The following is a 14,056-nucleotide window of genomic DNA, read 5'->3' on the forward strand; positions in this document are numbered from 1 at the left end:
CGGTCGCTGCGGTCAGATCAGGCGGCGGAGCGCCTCTTCGAGCGAGACGCCTTGAGCCTCGGCGCGGTCGCGCAGCCGCGCGTGCTCGTCGGACGAGAGCGGGATGCGCAGCTCGATCGGGTCGTCGTCGGGCGCATCCAGGCCGTCGAGGAGATCGGATGCCTCGGCCCACAGTGGCTCGGCGACCGGGGCCGATACGGCGGGGGAGGCGGTGGATGCCGGCGCCGGCGCGGCAGCCTGTGCCGGTGTCGACGACGTCGCGGAAGCGGCGACCGGTGCCGACGCGGCGATTGCGGCTCCGGCATCCGTCCCGAGGGTGAAGCCCGGTCCTCGTCGCGGTTCCTGCTTGGCCTGGTAGGCCTTGGCGGCAGCGTTCGCGCGTTCGTCGGCCGCCTCGTTGAGCGGATGTCCGGCGTGACCCTTCACCCAGGAGAACTCGACGTCGCGGCCACGGATCGCCTCGTCGATGCCTTCCAGCAGGTCGCGGTTGAGCACGGGGCCGCCGTCCGACTTGCGCCAGCCCTTGCGCTTCCAGCCCGGCATCCACTTCGTCACGGAGTCGATCACGTAGCGGCTGTCGCACTCGATCAGCAGCTTCTCGTCGGTGCCGGCCGTGGCGCGCAGCAGCTCCAGCACGGCCCGCAGCTCACCCTGGTTGTTGGTGCCGTGCGGGGAGCCGCCGGCCGCCCAGTTCGCGTCGTCGATGTACCAGGCCCAGCCGTTCGGGCCGGGATTGCCCAGGGCGGAGCCGTCTGCGGCGGCGGTGATCGTCATCCCTCCACCGTAACGGTGGGCGGCGCCCCGCCTCTGCGCCACCGTATTCCGGGCGCGTGATCCGAGGCGATCGGCGCATCGCGGCGATCCGCGGCCGCGGAGAGTGTTCAGTCCTCTTCGGGTTCGTCGTTCTCCGTCGCGGGGGCATCCGGCGCCGGAGGAGCGACCGGGAAGACGATCGAGCTGACCGACGAGGTGGCCCCGAGGCCGAGTCCGAGAACCAGCGGGTCGACGGCGGGTGCGGCGTCGAGCACCTCCGCCTCGGAGCGCTCGAGCGGCTCGGAGGGCAGCGACCACGGGCTCTCTTCTTCTTCAGGCTTGTGCTGGAACAGTCCCATGGGTTCCATTGTGAACCCGCGCGCCGACACCTCGACCGGATTCACACCCGATTGATCGGATGCCGCCGCCGGGGACACCGCTCGCCGCTCTCAGCCGGACGCCGCCCGGACCGCGTCCACGAGCGCACGCCAGGGGCCGTCGAGTGCGGAGTCGGGCAGCTCGCGCTCCCGCCGCTCCGCCGGTGTGCGTGCGCGGATGCTCCAGACGAAGCGGTCGGCGCCGGTCCCGGCATCCGGATCCTGGTCCCAGGGGCAGCGGTCGATGAGGTCGATCCACTCCACGGCGTCGTCGGATCGCGCTTCGACCCGCCACTGACGACGGATGCCGGCGATGCCGCCCGTGCGCACCACCGCGATGACGACCTGCGCGTCAGTCGGTGGAGGGGACTCGCTCATCTCCATAGACTCCCACGGCAGTCCAGGCGCGTCGAGCCGCCCCGGCGGTGGCGTCGTCGACCGTGGCCGCAGCGGCGACCGTCGCGTCGGCGAAGTCCGTGAAGGTCGCGGTGCTCGAAAGGCCTCCCGTCAGCGCCCGATACCAGACCGTGCCCGCCTGCTCCCAGGCGTTGCCGCCGAGGTCTGTCGCGAACAGGGCGAACGCGCGGTTGGGGATGCCCGAGTTGATGTGCACCCCGCCGTTGTCTTCCGTCGTGCGGACGAATCCGCTCATGTGGTCCGGCTGCGGGTCCTTGCCGAGCTCGTCGTCGTCATAGGCGGTGCCCGGTGCGATCATCGAGCGCAGCGCGGCGCCCTCGACGGCATCGGTGAAGATCTCGGCGCCGATCAGCCAGGTCGCCTGGTCGGCGGTCTGCCCGAGGGAGTACTGCTCGGTCAGGGCGCCGAGCACATCGGCGATCGACTCGTTCAGCGCGCCCGGCTGCCCCTGGTATTCGAGGTTCGCGGTGTGCTGGATGACGCCGTGCGCGAGTTCGTGGCCGATGACCGTCAGCGACCCCGTGAACCCCTGGAACACCTCGCCGTCGCCATCGCCGAACACCATGCGCACACCATCCCAGAACGCGTTGTCGTAGTCGACGCCGTAATGCACGGTCGCGTCGAGCGGGGCCCCGGCGTCGTCGAGGGAGTTGCGTCCGAACGCGGCGAGCAGCATCTCGAACGTGGCCCCGAGCCCGTCGAAGGCCTCGTTCACCGCGGTGTCTTCGACGGGGGCGTCGTCTTCGCCGCGCACGACGGCGCCGGGGAGCTCCCGCGTGTTCCCGGCATCGCTGATGGTGCGGTTCGGTGCATCCGAAAGCTGGGCGACGAGGTCCCCGTTCTCGTCGATCGACAGGTCGATGCGCGCGCGGAACGGCGGGCGGCCGGCGGTCAGCGTCTGGCGTGCGGCGGCCGCGGCCTTGGGGAATCGGCCCGACTCGGCCAGGCGCGCGAGGAGGTAGGACGGGATCACTCCATGACGTTCTCCGGATGCTGTGCTGCTCATGCTGTGACCCTACGCCGAGGGGCCGACGTTCGGCAGGCTCGCGAGCACGTCGGATCGCACGCGAAGGAGATCTCTCCTCTCAACTTGATAACGAGAATCGTTCTCAATAGGGTGGCAGAGTCATGACCCTCCTTCCTCCCCATCGCACCGCTCCTGCCGCCGCCGCGCTCGCGCTCCTGCTCGGCGTCACCGCCTGCGCGCCCGTGGCCGCGCCCGCCCCGACGGCATCCGCCGCTCCCGACGCGCACGGCATCGACGGAGGCGGCGCCGCCGAGGTGGCCGCTCCGGCCGGTGCCCTGGTGATCGCCGACCGACGCGGCGGCCTCACGCTGCTCGACCTCGACACCGAGAAGCGGTCGGAACTCGCCCGGGGTCGAGATGACGTCGATGGCGTCTTCGGCGACGGGCGCCTCGTCTATCGCGCGCTCGATGAGGCGGGCCTCCCCTCCGTCGAGGTGATCGACACCGCCCGGTGGACCGTCCCGCACGGCGACCACACCCACTCCTTCCTCGGCGAGCCGCGACTGCTCGGGGTGCTCGAGGGAGAGGGCGGCGCGCGCGTCACCGGGGGAGGACAGCAGACCGCTCTTGCCTTCGAGGGAGGAGAGGTCGTCGTCCTCGTCCACGACGACCTCGCCGCGGGACTGCCGGATGCTCCTCGCGTGACGGTCGCCGCCGCCGGCCCGGTGATGCCGTTCGCCGGGCTTCTGCTCGTGCCGACCGCCGACGAGACGATCGAGGTGTCCGATCCGGCCGGCGACCCCGTTCCCGGCGGGGGAGCCCCGTGCGCCGGCGCATCCGACGCCGACGTCACCCGCGTCGGCGCCGTGTTCGCCTGCGCGGACGGCGCGGTGCTGTTCACCCGCGAGGTGGGCGGCAGCGTCGCGGCAGAGACCATCCCGTACCCCGCGGGAGCAGCCCCGGCGACAGCACTCTCCGGACGCCCCGATCGCCCCGACCTCGCCGGCATCGCGGGAGACCGGGGAGCCTGGCTGCTCGACGTGCGGCAGCGGCAGTGGACGCTGCTGCCCTCCGATGTGCCACTGCTGCGAGCGGTCGCCCTCGGCGACGACGACAGCCGCACGGTCGCGGTCGACGCCGACGGCCGCGTGCGGGTGCTCGCCCCGGACGGCACGGTGCTCGTCCGTACGGAGCCGCTGCTGGCGGCATCGCTCGCGGACCCGGTGCTGCGCGAGCGCGTGCAGCTGATCGCCGATGCGGAGCACGCCTACGTCACCGACCCGGCGACCGGATCCGTGCACGAGATCGACCACGGCGATGCCCGTGTCACCCGAACCTTCGCCGACCTGGACCCCTTGTTCCTGCAGCAGGTCGGCTGAATCCCCGACGACCGACGTCGTCGTCGCGCATCCCGCGCACCCACCCCGAAGAACATCCAGAAAGAGAGACGAACCCATGTCCCGACCCCGCAGCCGCCTCGCGATCGGCGCCCTCGGCGTGATCGCCGCCGTGGCGCTCGCCGGATGCGCGACCACCGCGCCCGCCTCCGAGAAGACCGACGATGCCGCACCGGACGACCACCATGAGGGCGACACCCGCGTCGCCGTGACCTACGACGGCGGAGTGCTCGTGCTCGACGGCGAGACCCTGGAGACCGTCGGGCAGGCCGAGCTCGGCGGGTTCCTGCGCGTCAACGACGCCGGCGACCACGACGGGCACGTCTTCGTCACCGCCGAAGACGGCTTCCACGTGCTCGACAGCGGCCTGGCCTCCGGCAGTGTCGAGTTCACCGGCGAGGTGTTCGAGGCGGTCGCCGCCGGACACGCCACTCCGCACGCCGGGCGCACGGCGCTGTTCGACGACGGCACCGGCGACGTGCAGGTCTTCGACACGGATGCCGTCGGCACCGGAACCCTGCCCGAGATCGACACGATCACCTCGGAGGCGGCGCATCACGGTGTCGCCATCGAGCTCTCCGACGGCACGGTGCTGTCGACCATCGGCACGTCCGAGGCGCGCAGCGGCGTCCGGCACCTCGACGTCGACGGCACGGAGCTCGCCCGCAACGAGCAGTGCCCGAGCGTGCACGGCGAGGGAGCACTGAAGGGAGAGGTCGTCATGTTCGGCTGCGAGGACGGCGTACTGCTGTTCGACGACGGCGTCTTCACGAAGCTCGACGCCCCGGACGAGTTCGGCCGGACCGGGAACGCGTACGTCACCGACACCAGCGCGATCGCGGTCGGCGACTACAAGACCGATCCGGATGCCGAGGGCTACTTCCTGTCGCAGCTGGCGCTGATCGACACCGGGACGCAGAAGCTGTCGGTCGTGGATCTGCCGGACGGCGTGGAGTACACGTGGCGCGGCGTCGGTCGCAGCGGCCATGACGACATCATCGTGCTGGGGGCGGACGGCACGCTGAACGTGCTCGACGACACCGGCGCGCTGCAGGAGTCGTGGGACGTCATCGATCCCTGGGAGAGCCCGACCGAGTGGCAGCAGCCGCATCCGGGTCTGCGTGTGGTCGGCGACATCGCGTATGTGACGGAGCCGGCGAAGGATCGCATCCTCGCGATCGATCTGCACACGGGCGAGGTATCGGCCGAAGCGACGCTCGACGTCGCGCCGAACGAGTTCGTGGTGGTCGGCGCCGCCGGGCACTGAGTGCACGCGAAGGGCGGGTCCGCACGCGCGGGCCCGCCCTTCGTCGTGCCGAGGTCAGTCCTGTTCGATGCTCAGCACGGTCGTGCGCAACCCGTCGGACTCGTACTGCACCGGCATCCCCGGGTGGTCGATCGAGAACCAGAAGACGCCGTCGTCGGTGTCGTACCTCCGGCACGTCAGCTCGCCGAGAGGAGTCGACAGCTTCACGGTCGACACGCTGGTCGTCTCGGCATCGAACGCGGCGTGGCCCTGCAGCTCGGCCCAGGTCACCCGGTTCGACACGACCGCCTTCGGATCCGCGGCCGCCCAGCGATCGAGCGTCGCCCCCTCGTCGTCCGTGTCCCGGAAGCGGTTGACGTGCTCGCCGAGCGGGCCGTCCGGACCCTCCAACAGCAGCCGGATGATCTTCCCGGTTCCGGTGGCGTCGCGGATCTCGGCGGCGGTGAACGGGGTGGGCAGCAGCCCGGGGCCGAGCAGGTGCGGGTCGGGAGTCGTCATGGGGACAGTCTGCGCCCTCGGGCGTCTGCCGCGCACGCGCGAGCCGGGTGGGGGACGGGATCCCGGGCGCATGCCCAGGTGTCTCGCGTAAAATCGGCACAATGACCGACGCTCCTTCCGACGCCGCACCCGACCTCGGACCGGGCATCGACCCCGACGATCTCGCCACGGCGCTGCGCGTGCTCTCCGAATTGCACGAGATCGACAACGAGCATCCGGACTTCATCGCCGTCCGCCATGCGACCGCGGCGATGTTCAAGGCCGTCAAGCGCGTGCGCCGCAAGGAGATACGCGATGCGATCGCCGAGGCCGACAAGGCCGTCGTCGCGCGCACCGCGACCGGGGCTCCCGACCGCATCGACGACGAGACCCGCGGCAACGACCTCGCCACCAGCGTGGTGGACGCCCCGATCGCCGGCGAGCTGCTCAAGCCCCGCAACTGCTACATCTGCAAGCAGCCGTACACGCAGGTCGACGCCTTCTACCACCAGCTCTGCCCGGACTGCGCCCGCTTCAGCCACGGCAAGCGCAATGCCCGCACCGACCTCACCGGCAAGCGCGCGCTGCTCACCGGCGGCCGCGCCAAGATCGGCATGCACATCGCGCTGCGGCTGCTCCGCGACGGCGCGCACACGACCATCACGACCCGGTTCCCCCGCGACGCCGTGCGCCGGTTCTCCGCCCTCCCTGACTCGGCCGACTGGCTGCACCGCCTGCGCGTGGTCGGCATCGACCTGCGCGACCCCGCCCAGGTGATCGGGCTCGCCGACTCGGTCGCAGCCCAAGGACCGCTCGACATCCTGATCAACAACGCCGCCCAGACCGTGCGGCGCTCGCCCGGCGCATACTCGCTGCTGGCGGATGCCGAGCTGCAGCCGCTGCCCGACGGTCCGCTGCCCGAGATGGAGACGTTCGGGCACACGGCCGACCCGCACCCGCGAGCACTGCAGGCCTCCGTCGACGCGCATCCGCTGCTGTCGGTCGCCGCCCTCGGCGGCACGGTCGCAGAGCAGGGCGGCCAGGCCCTCACGGCCGAAGACCTCGCGCGGCTCGCGATGGCGCCCGGCTCCTCGTCGCTGGAGAAGCACGCCGACGGCACCGCGATCGATGCCGGCGGCCTCGTGCCCGACGTGAACCGCGTGAACAGCTGGGTGCAGTCGATCGAGCAGGTCGATCCGCTCGAGATGCTCGAGGTGCAGCTCGCCAACACGACCGCGCCGTTCCTGCTGATCAGCCGGTTGCGTGCGTCGATGGCGGCATCCGATTCCCACCGCAAGTACGTGGTGAACGTGTCCGCCATGGAGGGGCAGTTCTCCCGCCGGTACAAGGGGCCCGGGCATCCGCACACGAACATGGCCAAGGCCGCGCTCAACATGCTCACCCGCACCAGCGCCGGCGAGATGCTCGAGAAGGACGGCATCCTGATGACCGCCGTCGACACCGGCTGGATCACCGACGAGCGCCCGCACTACACGAAGGTGCGCCTGGCCGAGGAGGGCTTCCACGCCCCGCTCGACCTCGTCGACGGAGCCGCCCGCGTCTACGACCCGATCGTGCGCGGCGAGGCCGGCGAAGACATCCACGGCGTCTTCCTGAAGGACTACGAACCCAGCCCCTGGTGACGCCCGGTCAGGGGAGCGGGCCGTGCCGGACGATGCCGCTCGGCACGCTGCCGCCGAACAGGGCGTCGAGCGTGACGAGTGAGAATCCGCGGTCGCGCAGACCGCTCACGACCCGGTCGAACACGCGCGCGGATCCGGCCTGGATGTCGTGCATGAGCATGATGGTCGACACCTCCGGGGCGTCGATCGCATAGCGCGCGAGATCGTCGTCGGCGGGCTTCTCCCAGTCGCGCGTGTCGACGCTCCACAGGATCGCGGGCTGCCCCGCGATCGCCACGACGTCGGCGTCGATGAAGCCGCCCGGTGGTCGGAAGGTGCCGACCGGTTGGCCGGACAGGTCGCGCAGCAGCCTGGCGGTGCGCCCGAGCTGATCCTCGATCTGCTCCTTCGTCAGCTCGGTCAGGTAGGGGTGATTCCAGGTGTGATTGCCGATCTGGTGGCCTTCGGCCGCGACCCGGCGGACGGTGTCGGGGAAGTTCTGTGCATTCTGGCCGAGCATGAAGAAGGTCGCTGCCGACTGCTCGTCGCGCAGCACGTCGAGGAACTGCGGAGTCAGCGTCGAGGGGCCGTCGTCGAGAGTCAGCGCCATGCACGGAACCAGATCGCACGGCATCTGCTCGAAACCGGCACCCGCCGACGGTCGGCCGGCGAAGTCCCCCTCCGCGCGGAGGAAGGCCTGCGCGAACGGCGTGAGCGCGCGGCTCGCCAGGGACGCGCTCAGCGCGACGGACGGAGGATGCTCGCGCGAGCGCTCCCGCCACCCGGCGAGTCCGTCGAGCTCGCGTGCCGTGAGCGCGTCGGGCACCGGGATCACGACCTCTCCGTCGATCAGATGACTGCGGAGCAGGGCGTCGCGGAAGACCGAGAGCTGCGCGTCGGTGGGGGCGGCGACGGGTGACAGGCTGAGACTGCCGGCCCCACGACGGAGCGTGTCGATGTACGCGGGCCACAGCGCACCCGCGTCGGTGAACAGATCCGCCTCGGCGACGACCTCGCCCGTCGAGACGTCGGTGTAGATGACCGTCGAGGTGTCGGAGGGGTCCGCGCTGCCCGAGGTCGAGACCACGCGCACCCGTTCGCCGAAGAGGGATCCGCGAGCCAGGACGATCTCGCACACGACGACGGTCCCCTCCCGGTTGCCCAGGATCTCGGATGCCGACGCGGCCGTCGTGTCGGAGGAGCAGCCGCGCTCGCCGAGGCCGGCGCCGCTCGGGTGCACCATCGGACGATAGGCCCGGCCGCTGATCTGGGTCTGCGCCCGGACGGCATCGCGCACGACGGTCTCGACCGCGGCGTTGAACGCGGGTGCCCCGGGCAGCGCGGCCCAGCGGGCGTCGATCCCGACCTCGTCGTTCCGCAGCCGCAGATCCGTGGTCGGTGCCTGCCCCGGGTCCGGGGGCGCGGCAGCCTCCGTGATCGTGCCGGCGACGGTCCACTCGCGCGGCTCCCACCCGGCGACCGGCTCGGGCGCGCAGGCCGAGAGGAGGAGGATGCCACCGAGGGCCGCCGCGAGCAGACGTGCAGGTCGTGACGATCGGGGCGCACTCATCGCCGGACCTCGATCGTGGCCAGGAGGTCTGCGAGCTCGGCGTCATAGGCAGGCGAGGGATCGGAGACGAACGTGAGGGTCACCGGTGCCTCGGTCACGGCACCGACGACGATCTCCTGGTCGAGCACCCGGGCGTGCAGGATCTGCTCGATCCCCGCCGGCCGATCGGACAGGATCTCCTCGCTCGCCGGGCCGAGCGGACCGGGGGCGACCTGCTCGAGGGCCGCCGGAGCATCCGTTCCGGAGAGGAGTGCGAACTCGACGGTCATCGCGCGGTCGGGGCTGCCGGCCACTCCTCGGGATTCGTCGCCGAAGGGCGTGAGCCACGACCATCCGCCGGGCAGGACGATCGTGGCAGTCGCCGTCTCGCTCGTCAGCACGATGGTGCGCTCGTGGGGAGAGGTCGTCGCCGTGAGCCCGCGCACGATGACCGGGATGGCCAGCGCCGCGAGCAGTCCGAGCGAGACCAGCACGGTGATCACGACGATCGGGAGCACGCGTCGCCGCCGCGGGCGCGGCCGCGGGGGTGTCGCCGCGTCGGCCGGGAGAGGGCCGGTCATGTCGTGCGGTGCCTTTCTGCGAGAAGGGTGCCGATCCGTCCCGCAGATACAGGCCCCCCGACCTACGGGGAGCCTACTCCGGCGCGCGGGGAGCACCCCGAGGACACGGGGAGTCTCGGACAGGAGGATGATGCCGCCGGGTCAGCCGGTGCGGTGCTCCAGGTTCGCGGACGCCCATTCTCCGAGTTGATCGAGGATCGGCAGCAGGCCCCTCCCGCTCGCCGTGAGAGCGTACGACACGGTGATCGGAGGGCCGGCGTCGACCGTGCGGGCGACGAGCCCGGCATCGGCGAGCTCCGCCAGTCGGTCGGAGAGCACGGTGTCGCTGATGCCGGCGACGGCGCGGCGCAGGGCGACGAAGGTCGAGGGGCCGCCGCCGAGAGACGACACGATCATGCCGTTCCACCGCTTGCCGAGCACACTGAAGGCCAGTGTGACGGCGGCGTCGCACACGTGACGCTCTTCGTCGACCTCGGACATGCCCTCATCCTACCCGTGCTACGTTAACCAGTGTTGCTAAGAAAAACCTAGTGACTACGAAAACGAGAGGTAGGCCCATGTCCCTGTTCCGCCTGGATGCCAGCATCCTTCCCACGTCGTCCGCCAGCCGTGCGCTCGCCGACCTCGTCGAGGCCGAGTGGACCGCATCCCACCCCGACTCGACGGTCACGCGGCGCGACCTGGCGAGCGACCCGGTCCCCGCGACCGCCTGGGCGGATGCCGTCACCGGCGGGTTCGTCGACGAGGCCCAGCGCACGCCGGCGCAGGTCGAGGCCCGTGCGCTCGCGACCTCGTTCGCCGACGAGCTCATCGGCGCCGACGCCCTGCTGTTCGCGGTGCCGCTGTACAACTACGGCGTCTCGCAGCACTTCAAGACCTGGTTCGACCTGGCGTACACCGACGCGCGCATCGACCCGACGGGCACCGCGCTGAACGGCAAGCCGGCGACGCTCGTCACGGTTCTCGGCGGCAACTACGCGGAGGGCTCGCCCAAGGAGGGCTGGGACCACTCGACCGGCTGGCTGCGCCGCGTGCTCGAAGACGTCTGGGGCCTCGACCTGCGCGTCGTGCAGCGTCCGTTCACCCTCGTCGGCGTCAACCCCGCCCTCGACGCCTTCGCCGACACCGCGCGCGAGCTCAAGGAGAGTGCCGAGGCCGACGCGCGCACCTTCGGCCGCGAGCTCGCTGCGACGCGGGAACCTCGCGTGGCCTGAGGCACCCGGCGACTCGAAACGCGGGGGTGGGTCAGCCGGGGAGGGCCGCCGGGTACGGGTGCGGCAGCCACACCGTCACGATCAGACCGCCGTCCTGGCGCGGTGTGAGCACGAGAGTGCCGCCGTGTGCCTGGGTGATCCGGTCGACGATGGCGAGCCCGAGACCCACCCCGGCATGATCCTCGCCGCGGGTGCGCTCGGCGCCGCGCTGGAAGGGCTCGACGAGGGTCGCCACCCGATGCGCCGGCAGCACCGCTCCGGTGTTCTCGACCACCAGCGCGACCGCCTGCGGCAGGGAGTGCGTGCGCACGGCCACGCCCCCTCCGGTCGGCAGGTTGTGCACGATCGCGTTCAGCACGAGGTTGGCCACCAGCTGCTGGAGCAGCGCCGGCGAACCGAGCACCGGCGAGGGGACGCCGCCCACCTCGACGGCCACCCCTCGACGGTCGGCGAGCGGCAGCAGCGCCTCCACCGCCTCTTCGGCGACCAGCGAGAGGTCGACGATCTCGCGCGGGAAGGTCTTGCGGTCGGCGCGGCTCAGCAGCAGCAGTGCCTCGGTGAGCTCGATGGCGCGCGCGTTGACTGCCCGCAGGCGCTCGATCAGGGCATCCACATCGCGATCGGGGTCGGCCGCGGCGACCTCGAGCAGGGTCTGCGAGATCGCGAGCGGGGTGCGCAGCTCGTGCGAGGCGTTCGCGGCGAACCGCTGCTGCTCGGCGACGTGCGCCTCGAGCTGCTCGAGCATCGAGTCGAAGATGTCGGCCAGGTCGCGGAACTCGTCGCGGGGGCCGCTCAGCGCGACGCGATGCGACAGCGACCCCTGCGCGGCCAGCCGGGCGACGTCGCCGATGCGCTCGAGCGGGGCGAGCATGCGTCCCGCGAGCAGCCACCCCGCGCCGAGTCCGAAGACGAGCAGCACGATCATGATGGTCGAGGCCACCGGCACGAAAGCCCGGCTGAGGTCGCCGCGGTTGGGAAAGACGTCGACCGTGTCGGGCACGTAGCGCAGCAGGAAGAACACGACGGCGGCGAGCAGCAACCCGCCCGACACCACCACGACCGCCGCATAGCTCAGCGTGAGCTTGAGGCGGGCACTCATCCCGCGGCGCCTAGGCATCGGCATCCGTCCCGATCCGGTAGCCGACACCCGGCACCGTGAGGATCAGCCACGGCTCGCCCAGGCGCTTGCGCAGCGAGGACACCGTGATGCGCACGGCGTTCGTGAACGGGTCGGCGTTCTCGTCCCAGGCCCGCTCCAGCAGTTCCTCGGCGCTGACCACCCCGCCCTCCGCGTCGACCAGCACCTCCAGCACGGCGAACTGCTTTCGGGTGAGCGCGACGTAGCGGTCGTCGCGGTACACCTCGCGCCGGAACGGATCGAGGCGAAGGCCGGCCATCTCCAGCACCGGCGGCCTGCTGCGCTGACGGCGGCGGTCGAGGGCGCGCAGGCGCAGTACCAGCTCGCGCAGCTCGAACGGCTTGGTCAGGTAGTCGTCGGCCCCGATCTCGAATCCGCTCGCCTTGTCGTCGAGGCGGTCGGCGGCGGTGAGCATCAGGATCGGGATGCCGCTGCCGGAGGCCACGATCCATCGGGCGATGTCGTCGCCGGACGGGCCCGGCACGTCGCGGTCGAGCACGGCGATGTCGTAGGAGTTGATGCTCAGCAGCTCGAGCGCGGTGTCGCCGTCGCCCGCGACATCGGCCGCGATCGCTTCCAGGCGCAACCCATCGCGCACCGCCTCGGCGAGGTAGGGCTCGTCCTCGACGATCAGTACACGCATGGCTGTGATCCTACGCACCGGTGCCTATCGCGAGCGTATGGAAAAGCGCATACGCCCCGGCAACGCGCGCCCTTCTTCACTGGGGACATGAACCCCCGCATCATCCCCCACCCGCCGAGAACGCGTCGACGCCGGCTCGCCGTCGTGTCCATCGGACTCGCCCTGGCCGTGATCGTCGCCTTCGCCGTGCAGCAGTCGCTATCGGCGGCCTTCGCCGACGTGCCGCGCGGGCTGCCCGCGCCCTCGACCGACGAAACGCCCGCCGAGGGCATCAGTGGTCCGGTCATCGCTCCGAGCGAGACCGACGGAGTGATCCGCGACGGCGACCAGCCCAGCGTGTTCGACGTGGACCGGGTCGCGGTCGGAAACCTCGAGCCGGCGCTCCTGGCGGCGCTACAGCGCGCCGCATCCGACGCCGAGGCCGACGGGGTCACGTTCCGGGTGAACAGCGGATGGCGCTCGCCCGCGCTGCAGGAGCGGATGCTGCAGGACGCGATCGTCGCGTACGGCTCGGAAGACGAGGCGCGGCGCTGGGTGGCGACCCCGGAGACCTCGGAGCACGTGACGGGGGATGCCGTCGACCTGGGCCCGCTGCCCGCGCTCGACTGGCTCGTGCAGCGCGGCTGGCGCTACGGGCTCTGCCAGATCTACGCCAACGAGTCGTGGCACTACGAGCTGCGTCCGGAGGCCGTCGATGACGGCTGCCCCGAGTTGCTCGCCGATCCGACTCAGGACCCGAGGACGAAGCGATGACCACTCTGCTCGCGTGCGGGCGCCCGACCCTCTCCCGCCTGCACGCACCGACGCTGTGCACTCTGCCGGATGCCGTCGCCGAGAACGTGCGCCGGGTGCGGACGGCGACTTCCGCACCCCTCATGGCCGTGGTGAAGGCCGACGGCTACGGACACGGGGCCGTCACGGTCGCGAGGGCCGCGGTCGATGCCGGGGCGGAGTGGCTCGGGGTGACCGACATCACCGAGGCCGTCGCGCTCCGCGATGCCGGCCTCCGGGTGCCGATCCTGTCCTGGCTGAACCCCTCGGGGGTCGATGCGGCGGTCGCGGCCGAGCACCGGATCGACGTCGCGGTCGGGTCGGTCGAAGAGCTGCGCCAGCTGATCGCGGATGCCCGGGACCCGGTGCGCGTGCACCTGCACCTCGACACCGGCATGGCGCGTGGCGGCGCTCCGCTCGACGAGTGGTCGGAGCTGCTCCGGGTCGCTCGCACCGGCCGGGGCAGGGTCGAGGTCGTGGGCGTGATGGGCCACCTGCCGCGGGCCGACGAGGCCGATCCGGAGGCGAACGCGGCGGCGGTGCTGCGCATGCGGCAGGGGCGCGACGCCGTGCTGAGGGCGGGCTTCGGTCCGGTGATCGTGCACCTCGCGGCGACCTCCGGTGCCCTCACCGACCCGGCGACGCACTTCGGGATGGTGCGGATCGGCGCGGGACTCGTCGGCATCGACCCGTCGGAGACGACCGGGCTGGTCGGGGCCGCGCGCTGGACGGCACCGGTCGTGCACAGCGCGCGCGTTCCGGGAGGGACCCCGGTCGGTTACGGAGGAGGGGCCGTGACCGACCGGGAGACGCACCTGAGCGTGCTCGGTGTCGGGTACGCCGACGGCATCCCGCGCGAGCTCGCACCGGGGGCGGGAGCGGG

General features: G+C 71.6%; 16 protein-coding genes. 6 read left to right on the top strand and 10 right to left on the bottom strand.

The features are described 5' to 3' along the window. Positions 1–12: 12 nt before the first annotated feature. The 4 genes from CQ045_RS09865 to CQ045_RS09880 form a co-directional block, all read right to left on the bottom strand. On the bottom strand, positions 13–774 hold the full coding sequence (locus tag CQ045_RS09865; RefSeq protein ID WP_105723146.1) for a ribonuclease H: 762 nt from the start codon (positions 772–774) through the stop codon (positions 13–15). A 107-nt stretch (positions 775–881) separates the two neighbouring features. Further along, the gene (locus CQ045_RS09870) at positions 882–1,112 is read right to left on the bottom strand and encodes a hypothetical protein (protein ID WP_105723148.1); all 231 of its coding nucleotides are present in this window, start codon (positions 1,110–1,112) and stop codon (positions 882–884) included. Positions 1,113–1,202: 90 nt separating this feature from the next. Continuing rightward, the gene (locus CQ045_RS09875) at positions 1,203–1,508 is read right to left on the bottom strand and encodes a protealysin inhibitor emfourin (RefSeq protein ID WP_105723258.1); all 306 of its coding nucleotides are present in this window, start codon (positions 1,506–1,508) and stop codon (positions 1,203–1,205) included. Next, on the bottom strand, positions 1,483–2,553 hold the full coding sequence (locus tag CQ045_RS09880) for a M4 family metallopeptidase (RefSeq protein WP_258131020.1): 1,071 nt from the start codon (positions 2,551–2,553) through the stop codon (positions 1,483–1,485). Before CQ045_RS09880 ends, CQ045_RS09875 begins: the two co-directional genes overlap by 26 nt. A gap of 122 nt (positions 2,554–2,675) precedes the next feature. On the opposite strand from CQ045_RS09880, the gene CQ045_RS09885 reads away from it, so the two are divergent. Both CQ045_RS09885 and CQ045_RS09890 read left to right on the top strand, forming a co-directional pair. Beyond that, positions 2,676–3,893 (top strand): ABC transporter, encoded by a 1,218-nt coding sequence (locus CQ045_RS09885; protein ID WP_105723152.1) that lies wholly within the window; start codon positions 2,676–2,678, stop codon positions 3,891–3,893. 76 nt (positions 3,894–3,969) lie between these two features. After that, positions 3,970–5,178 (top strand): hypothetical protein, encoded by a 1,209-nt coding sequence (locus CQ045_RS09890; protein ID WP_105723154.1) that lies wholly within the window; start codon positions 3,970–3,972, stop codon positions 5,176–5,178. A 54-nt stretch (positions 5,179–5,232) separates the two neighbouring features. Here the strand turns inward: CQ045_RS09890 and CQ045_RS09895 are convergent, their stop codons facing one another. Then, the gene (locus CQ045_RS09895; protein WP_105723156.1) at positions 5,233–5,676 is read right to left on the bottom strand and encodes a hypothetical protein; all 444 of its coding nucleotides are present in this window, start codon (positions 5,674–5,676) and stop codon (positions 5,233–5,235) included. A gap of 101 nt (positions 5,677–5,777) precedes the next feature. Here CQ045_RS09895 and CQ045_RS09900 point away from each other — a divergent pair, with 101 nt between their 5' ends. Further along, positions 5,778–7,298 (top strand): SDR family NAD(P)-dependent oxidoreductase, encoded by a 1,521-nt coding sequence (locus CQ045_RS09900; protein ID WP_105723159.1) that lies wholly within the window; start codon positions 5,778–5,780, stop codon positions 7,296–7,298. A 7-nt stretch (positions 7,299–7,305) separates the two neighbouring features. Here the strand turns inward: CQ045_RS09900 and CQ045_RS09905 are convergent, their stop codons facing one another. From CQ045_RS09905 to CQ045_RS09915, 3 genes are all read right to left on the bottom strand, one after another. Continuing rightward, complete coding sequence (locus tag CQ045_RS09905; protein ID WP_105723161.1) at positions 7,306–8,847, bottom strand: polysaccharide deacetylase family protein; 1,542 nt, start codon at positions 8,845–8,847, stop codon at positions 7,306–7,308. Next, positions 8,844–9,407 (bottom strand): hypothetical protein, encoded by a 564-nt coding sequence (locus tag CQ045_RS09910; RefSeq protein ID WP_105723163.1) that lies wholly within the window; start codon positions 9,405–9,407, stop codon positions 8,844–8,846. The genes CQ045_RS09905 and CQ045_RS09910 overlap by 4 nt, the downstream gene beginning before the upstream one ends. Positions 9,408–9,548: 141 nt before the next feature. Continuing rightward, positions 9,549–9,887, bottom strand: coding sequence for a helix-turn-helix domain-containing protein (locus CQ045_RS09915; RefSeq protein ID WP_105723165.1), 339 nt, complete (start codon positions 9,885–9,887; stop codon positions 9,549–9,551). 77 nt (positions 9,888–9,964) lie between these two features. Between CQ045_RS09915 and CQ045_RS09920 the strand changes: the two genes are divergently transcribed. Further along, on the top strand, positions 9,965–10,621 hold the full coding sequence (locus CQ045_RS09920) for an FMN-dependent NADH-azoreductase (RefSeq protein WP_105723167.1): 657 nt from the start codon (positions 9,965–9,967) through the stop codon (positions 10,619–10,621). 31 nt (positions 10,622–10,652) lie between these two features. On the opposite strand, the gene CQ045_RS09925 is transcribed toward CQ045_RS09920, so the two are convergent. Next, positions 10,653–11,720: a HAMP domain-containing sensor histidine kinase gene (locus CQ045_RS09925; protein ID WP_105723169.1), complete on the bottom strand. Its 1,068-nt coding sequence runs from the start codon at positions 11,718–11,720 to the stop codon at positions 10,653–10,655. 10 nt (positions 11,721–11,730) lie between these two features. Next, positions 11,731–12,402, bottom strand: coding sequence for a response regulator transcription factor (locus tag CQ045_RS09930; RefSeq protein WP_105723171.1), 672 nt, complete (start codon positions 12,400–12,402; stop codon positions 11,731–11,733). Positions 12,403–12,489: 87 nt separating this feature from the next. Between CQ045_RS09930 and CQ045_RS09935 the strand changes: the two genes are divergently transcribed. Continuing rightward, on the top strand, positions 12,490–13,155 hold the full coding sequence (locus tag CQ045_RS09935) for a M15 family metallopeptidase (RefSeq protein ID WP_105723173.1): 666 nt from the start codon (positions 12,490–12,492) through the stop codon (positions 13,153–13,155). Beyond that, positions 13,152–14,056, top strand: a 905-nt coding sequence (alr, locus tag CQ045_RS09940; protein WP_105723175.1) for an alanine racemase, incomplete at its 3' end; no start/stop codon positions are given. The genes CQ045_RS09935 and alr, both read left to right, overlap by 4 nt.

The sequence above is a fragment of the Microbacterium sp. MYb66 genome (assembly GCF_002979435.1).
GTDB lineage: Bacteria > Actinomycetota > Actinomycetes > Actinomycetales > Microbacteriaceae > Microbacterium.

Bases quoted from the DNA above. Each gene is read 5' to 3' on its own strand.
- CQ045_RS09890 (WP_105723154.1), top strand. From the start codon at position 3,970: ATGTCCCGACCCCGCAGCCGCCTCGCGATCGGCGCCCTCGGCGTGATC.
- CQ045_RS09865 (WP_105723146.1), bottom strand. From the start codon at position 774: ATGACGATCACCGCCGCCGCAGACGGCTCCGCCCTGGGCAATCCCGGC.
- CQ045_RS09930 (WP_105723171.1), bottom strand. From the start codon at position 12,402: ATGCGTGTACTGATCGTCGAGGACGAGCCCTACCTCGCCGAGGCGGTG.
- CQ045_RS09915 (WP_105723165.1), bottom strand. From the start codon at position 9,887: ATGTCCGAGGTCGACGAAGAGCGTCACGTGTGCGACGCCGCCGTCACA.
- CQ045_RS09870 (WP_105723148.1), bottom strand. From the start codon at position 1,112: ATGGGACTGTTCCAGCACAAGCCTGAAGAAGAAGAGAGCCCGTGGTCG.
- CQ045_RS09895 (WP_105723156.1), bottom strand. From the start codon at position 5,676: ATGACGACTCCCGACCCGCACCTGCTCGGCCCCGGGCTGCTGCCCACC.
- CQ045_RS09880 (WP_258131020.1), bottom strand. From the start codon at position 2,553: ATGAGCAGCACAGCATCCGGAGAACGTCATGGAGTGATCCCGTCCTAC.
- CQ045_RS09910 (WP_105723163.1), bottom strand. From the start codon at position 9,407: ATGACCGGCCCTCTCCCGGCCGACGCGGCGACACCCCCGCGGCCGCGC.
- CQ045_RS09885 (WP_105723152.1), top strand. From the start codon at position 2,676: ATGACCCTCCTTCCTCCCCATCGCACCGCTCCTGCCGCCGCCGCGCTC.
- CQ045_RS09905 (WP_105723161.1), bottom strand. From the start codon at position 8,847: ATGAGTGCGCCCCGATCGTCACGACCTGCACGTCTGCTCGCGGCGGCC.
- CQ045_RS09935 (WP_105723173.1), top strand. From the start codon at position 12,490: ATGAACCCCCGCATCATCCCCCACCCGCCGAGAACGCGTCGACGCCGG.
- CQ045_RS09875 (WP_105723258.1), bottom strand. From the start codon at position 1,508: ATGAGCGAGTCCCCTCCACCGACTGACGCGCAGGTCGTCATCGCGGTG.
- CQ045_RS09920 (WP_105723167.1), top strand. From the start codon at position 9,965: ATGTCCCTGTTCCGCCTGGATGCCAGCATCCTTCCCACGTCGTCCGCC.
- CQ045_RS09925 (WP_105723169.1), bottom strand. From the start codon at position 11,720: ATGAGTGCCCGCCTCAAGCTCACGCTGAGCTATGCGGCGGTCGTGGTG.
- CQ045_RS09900 (WP_105723159.1), top strand. From the start codon at position 5,778: ATGACCGACGCTCCTTCCGACGCCGCACCCGACCTCGGACCGGGCATC.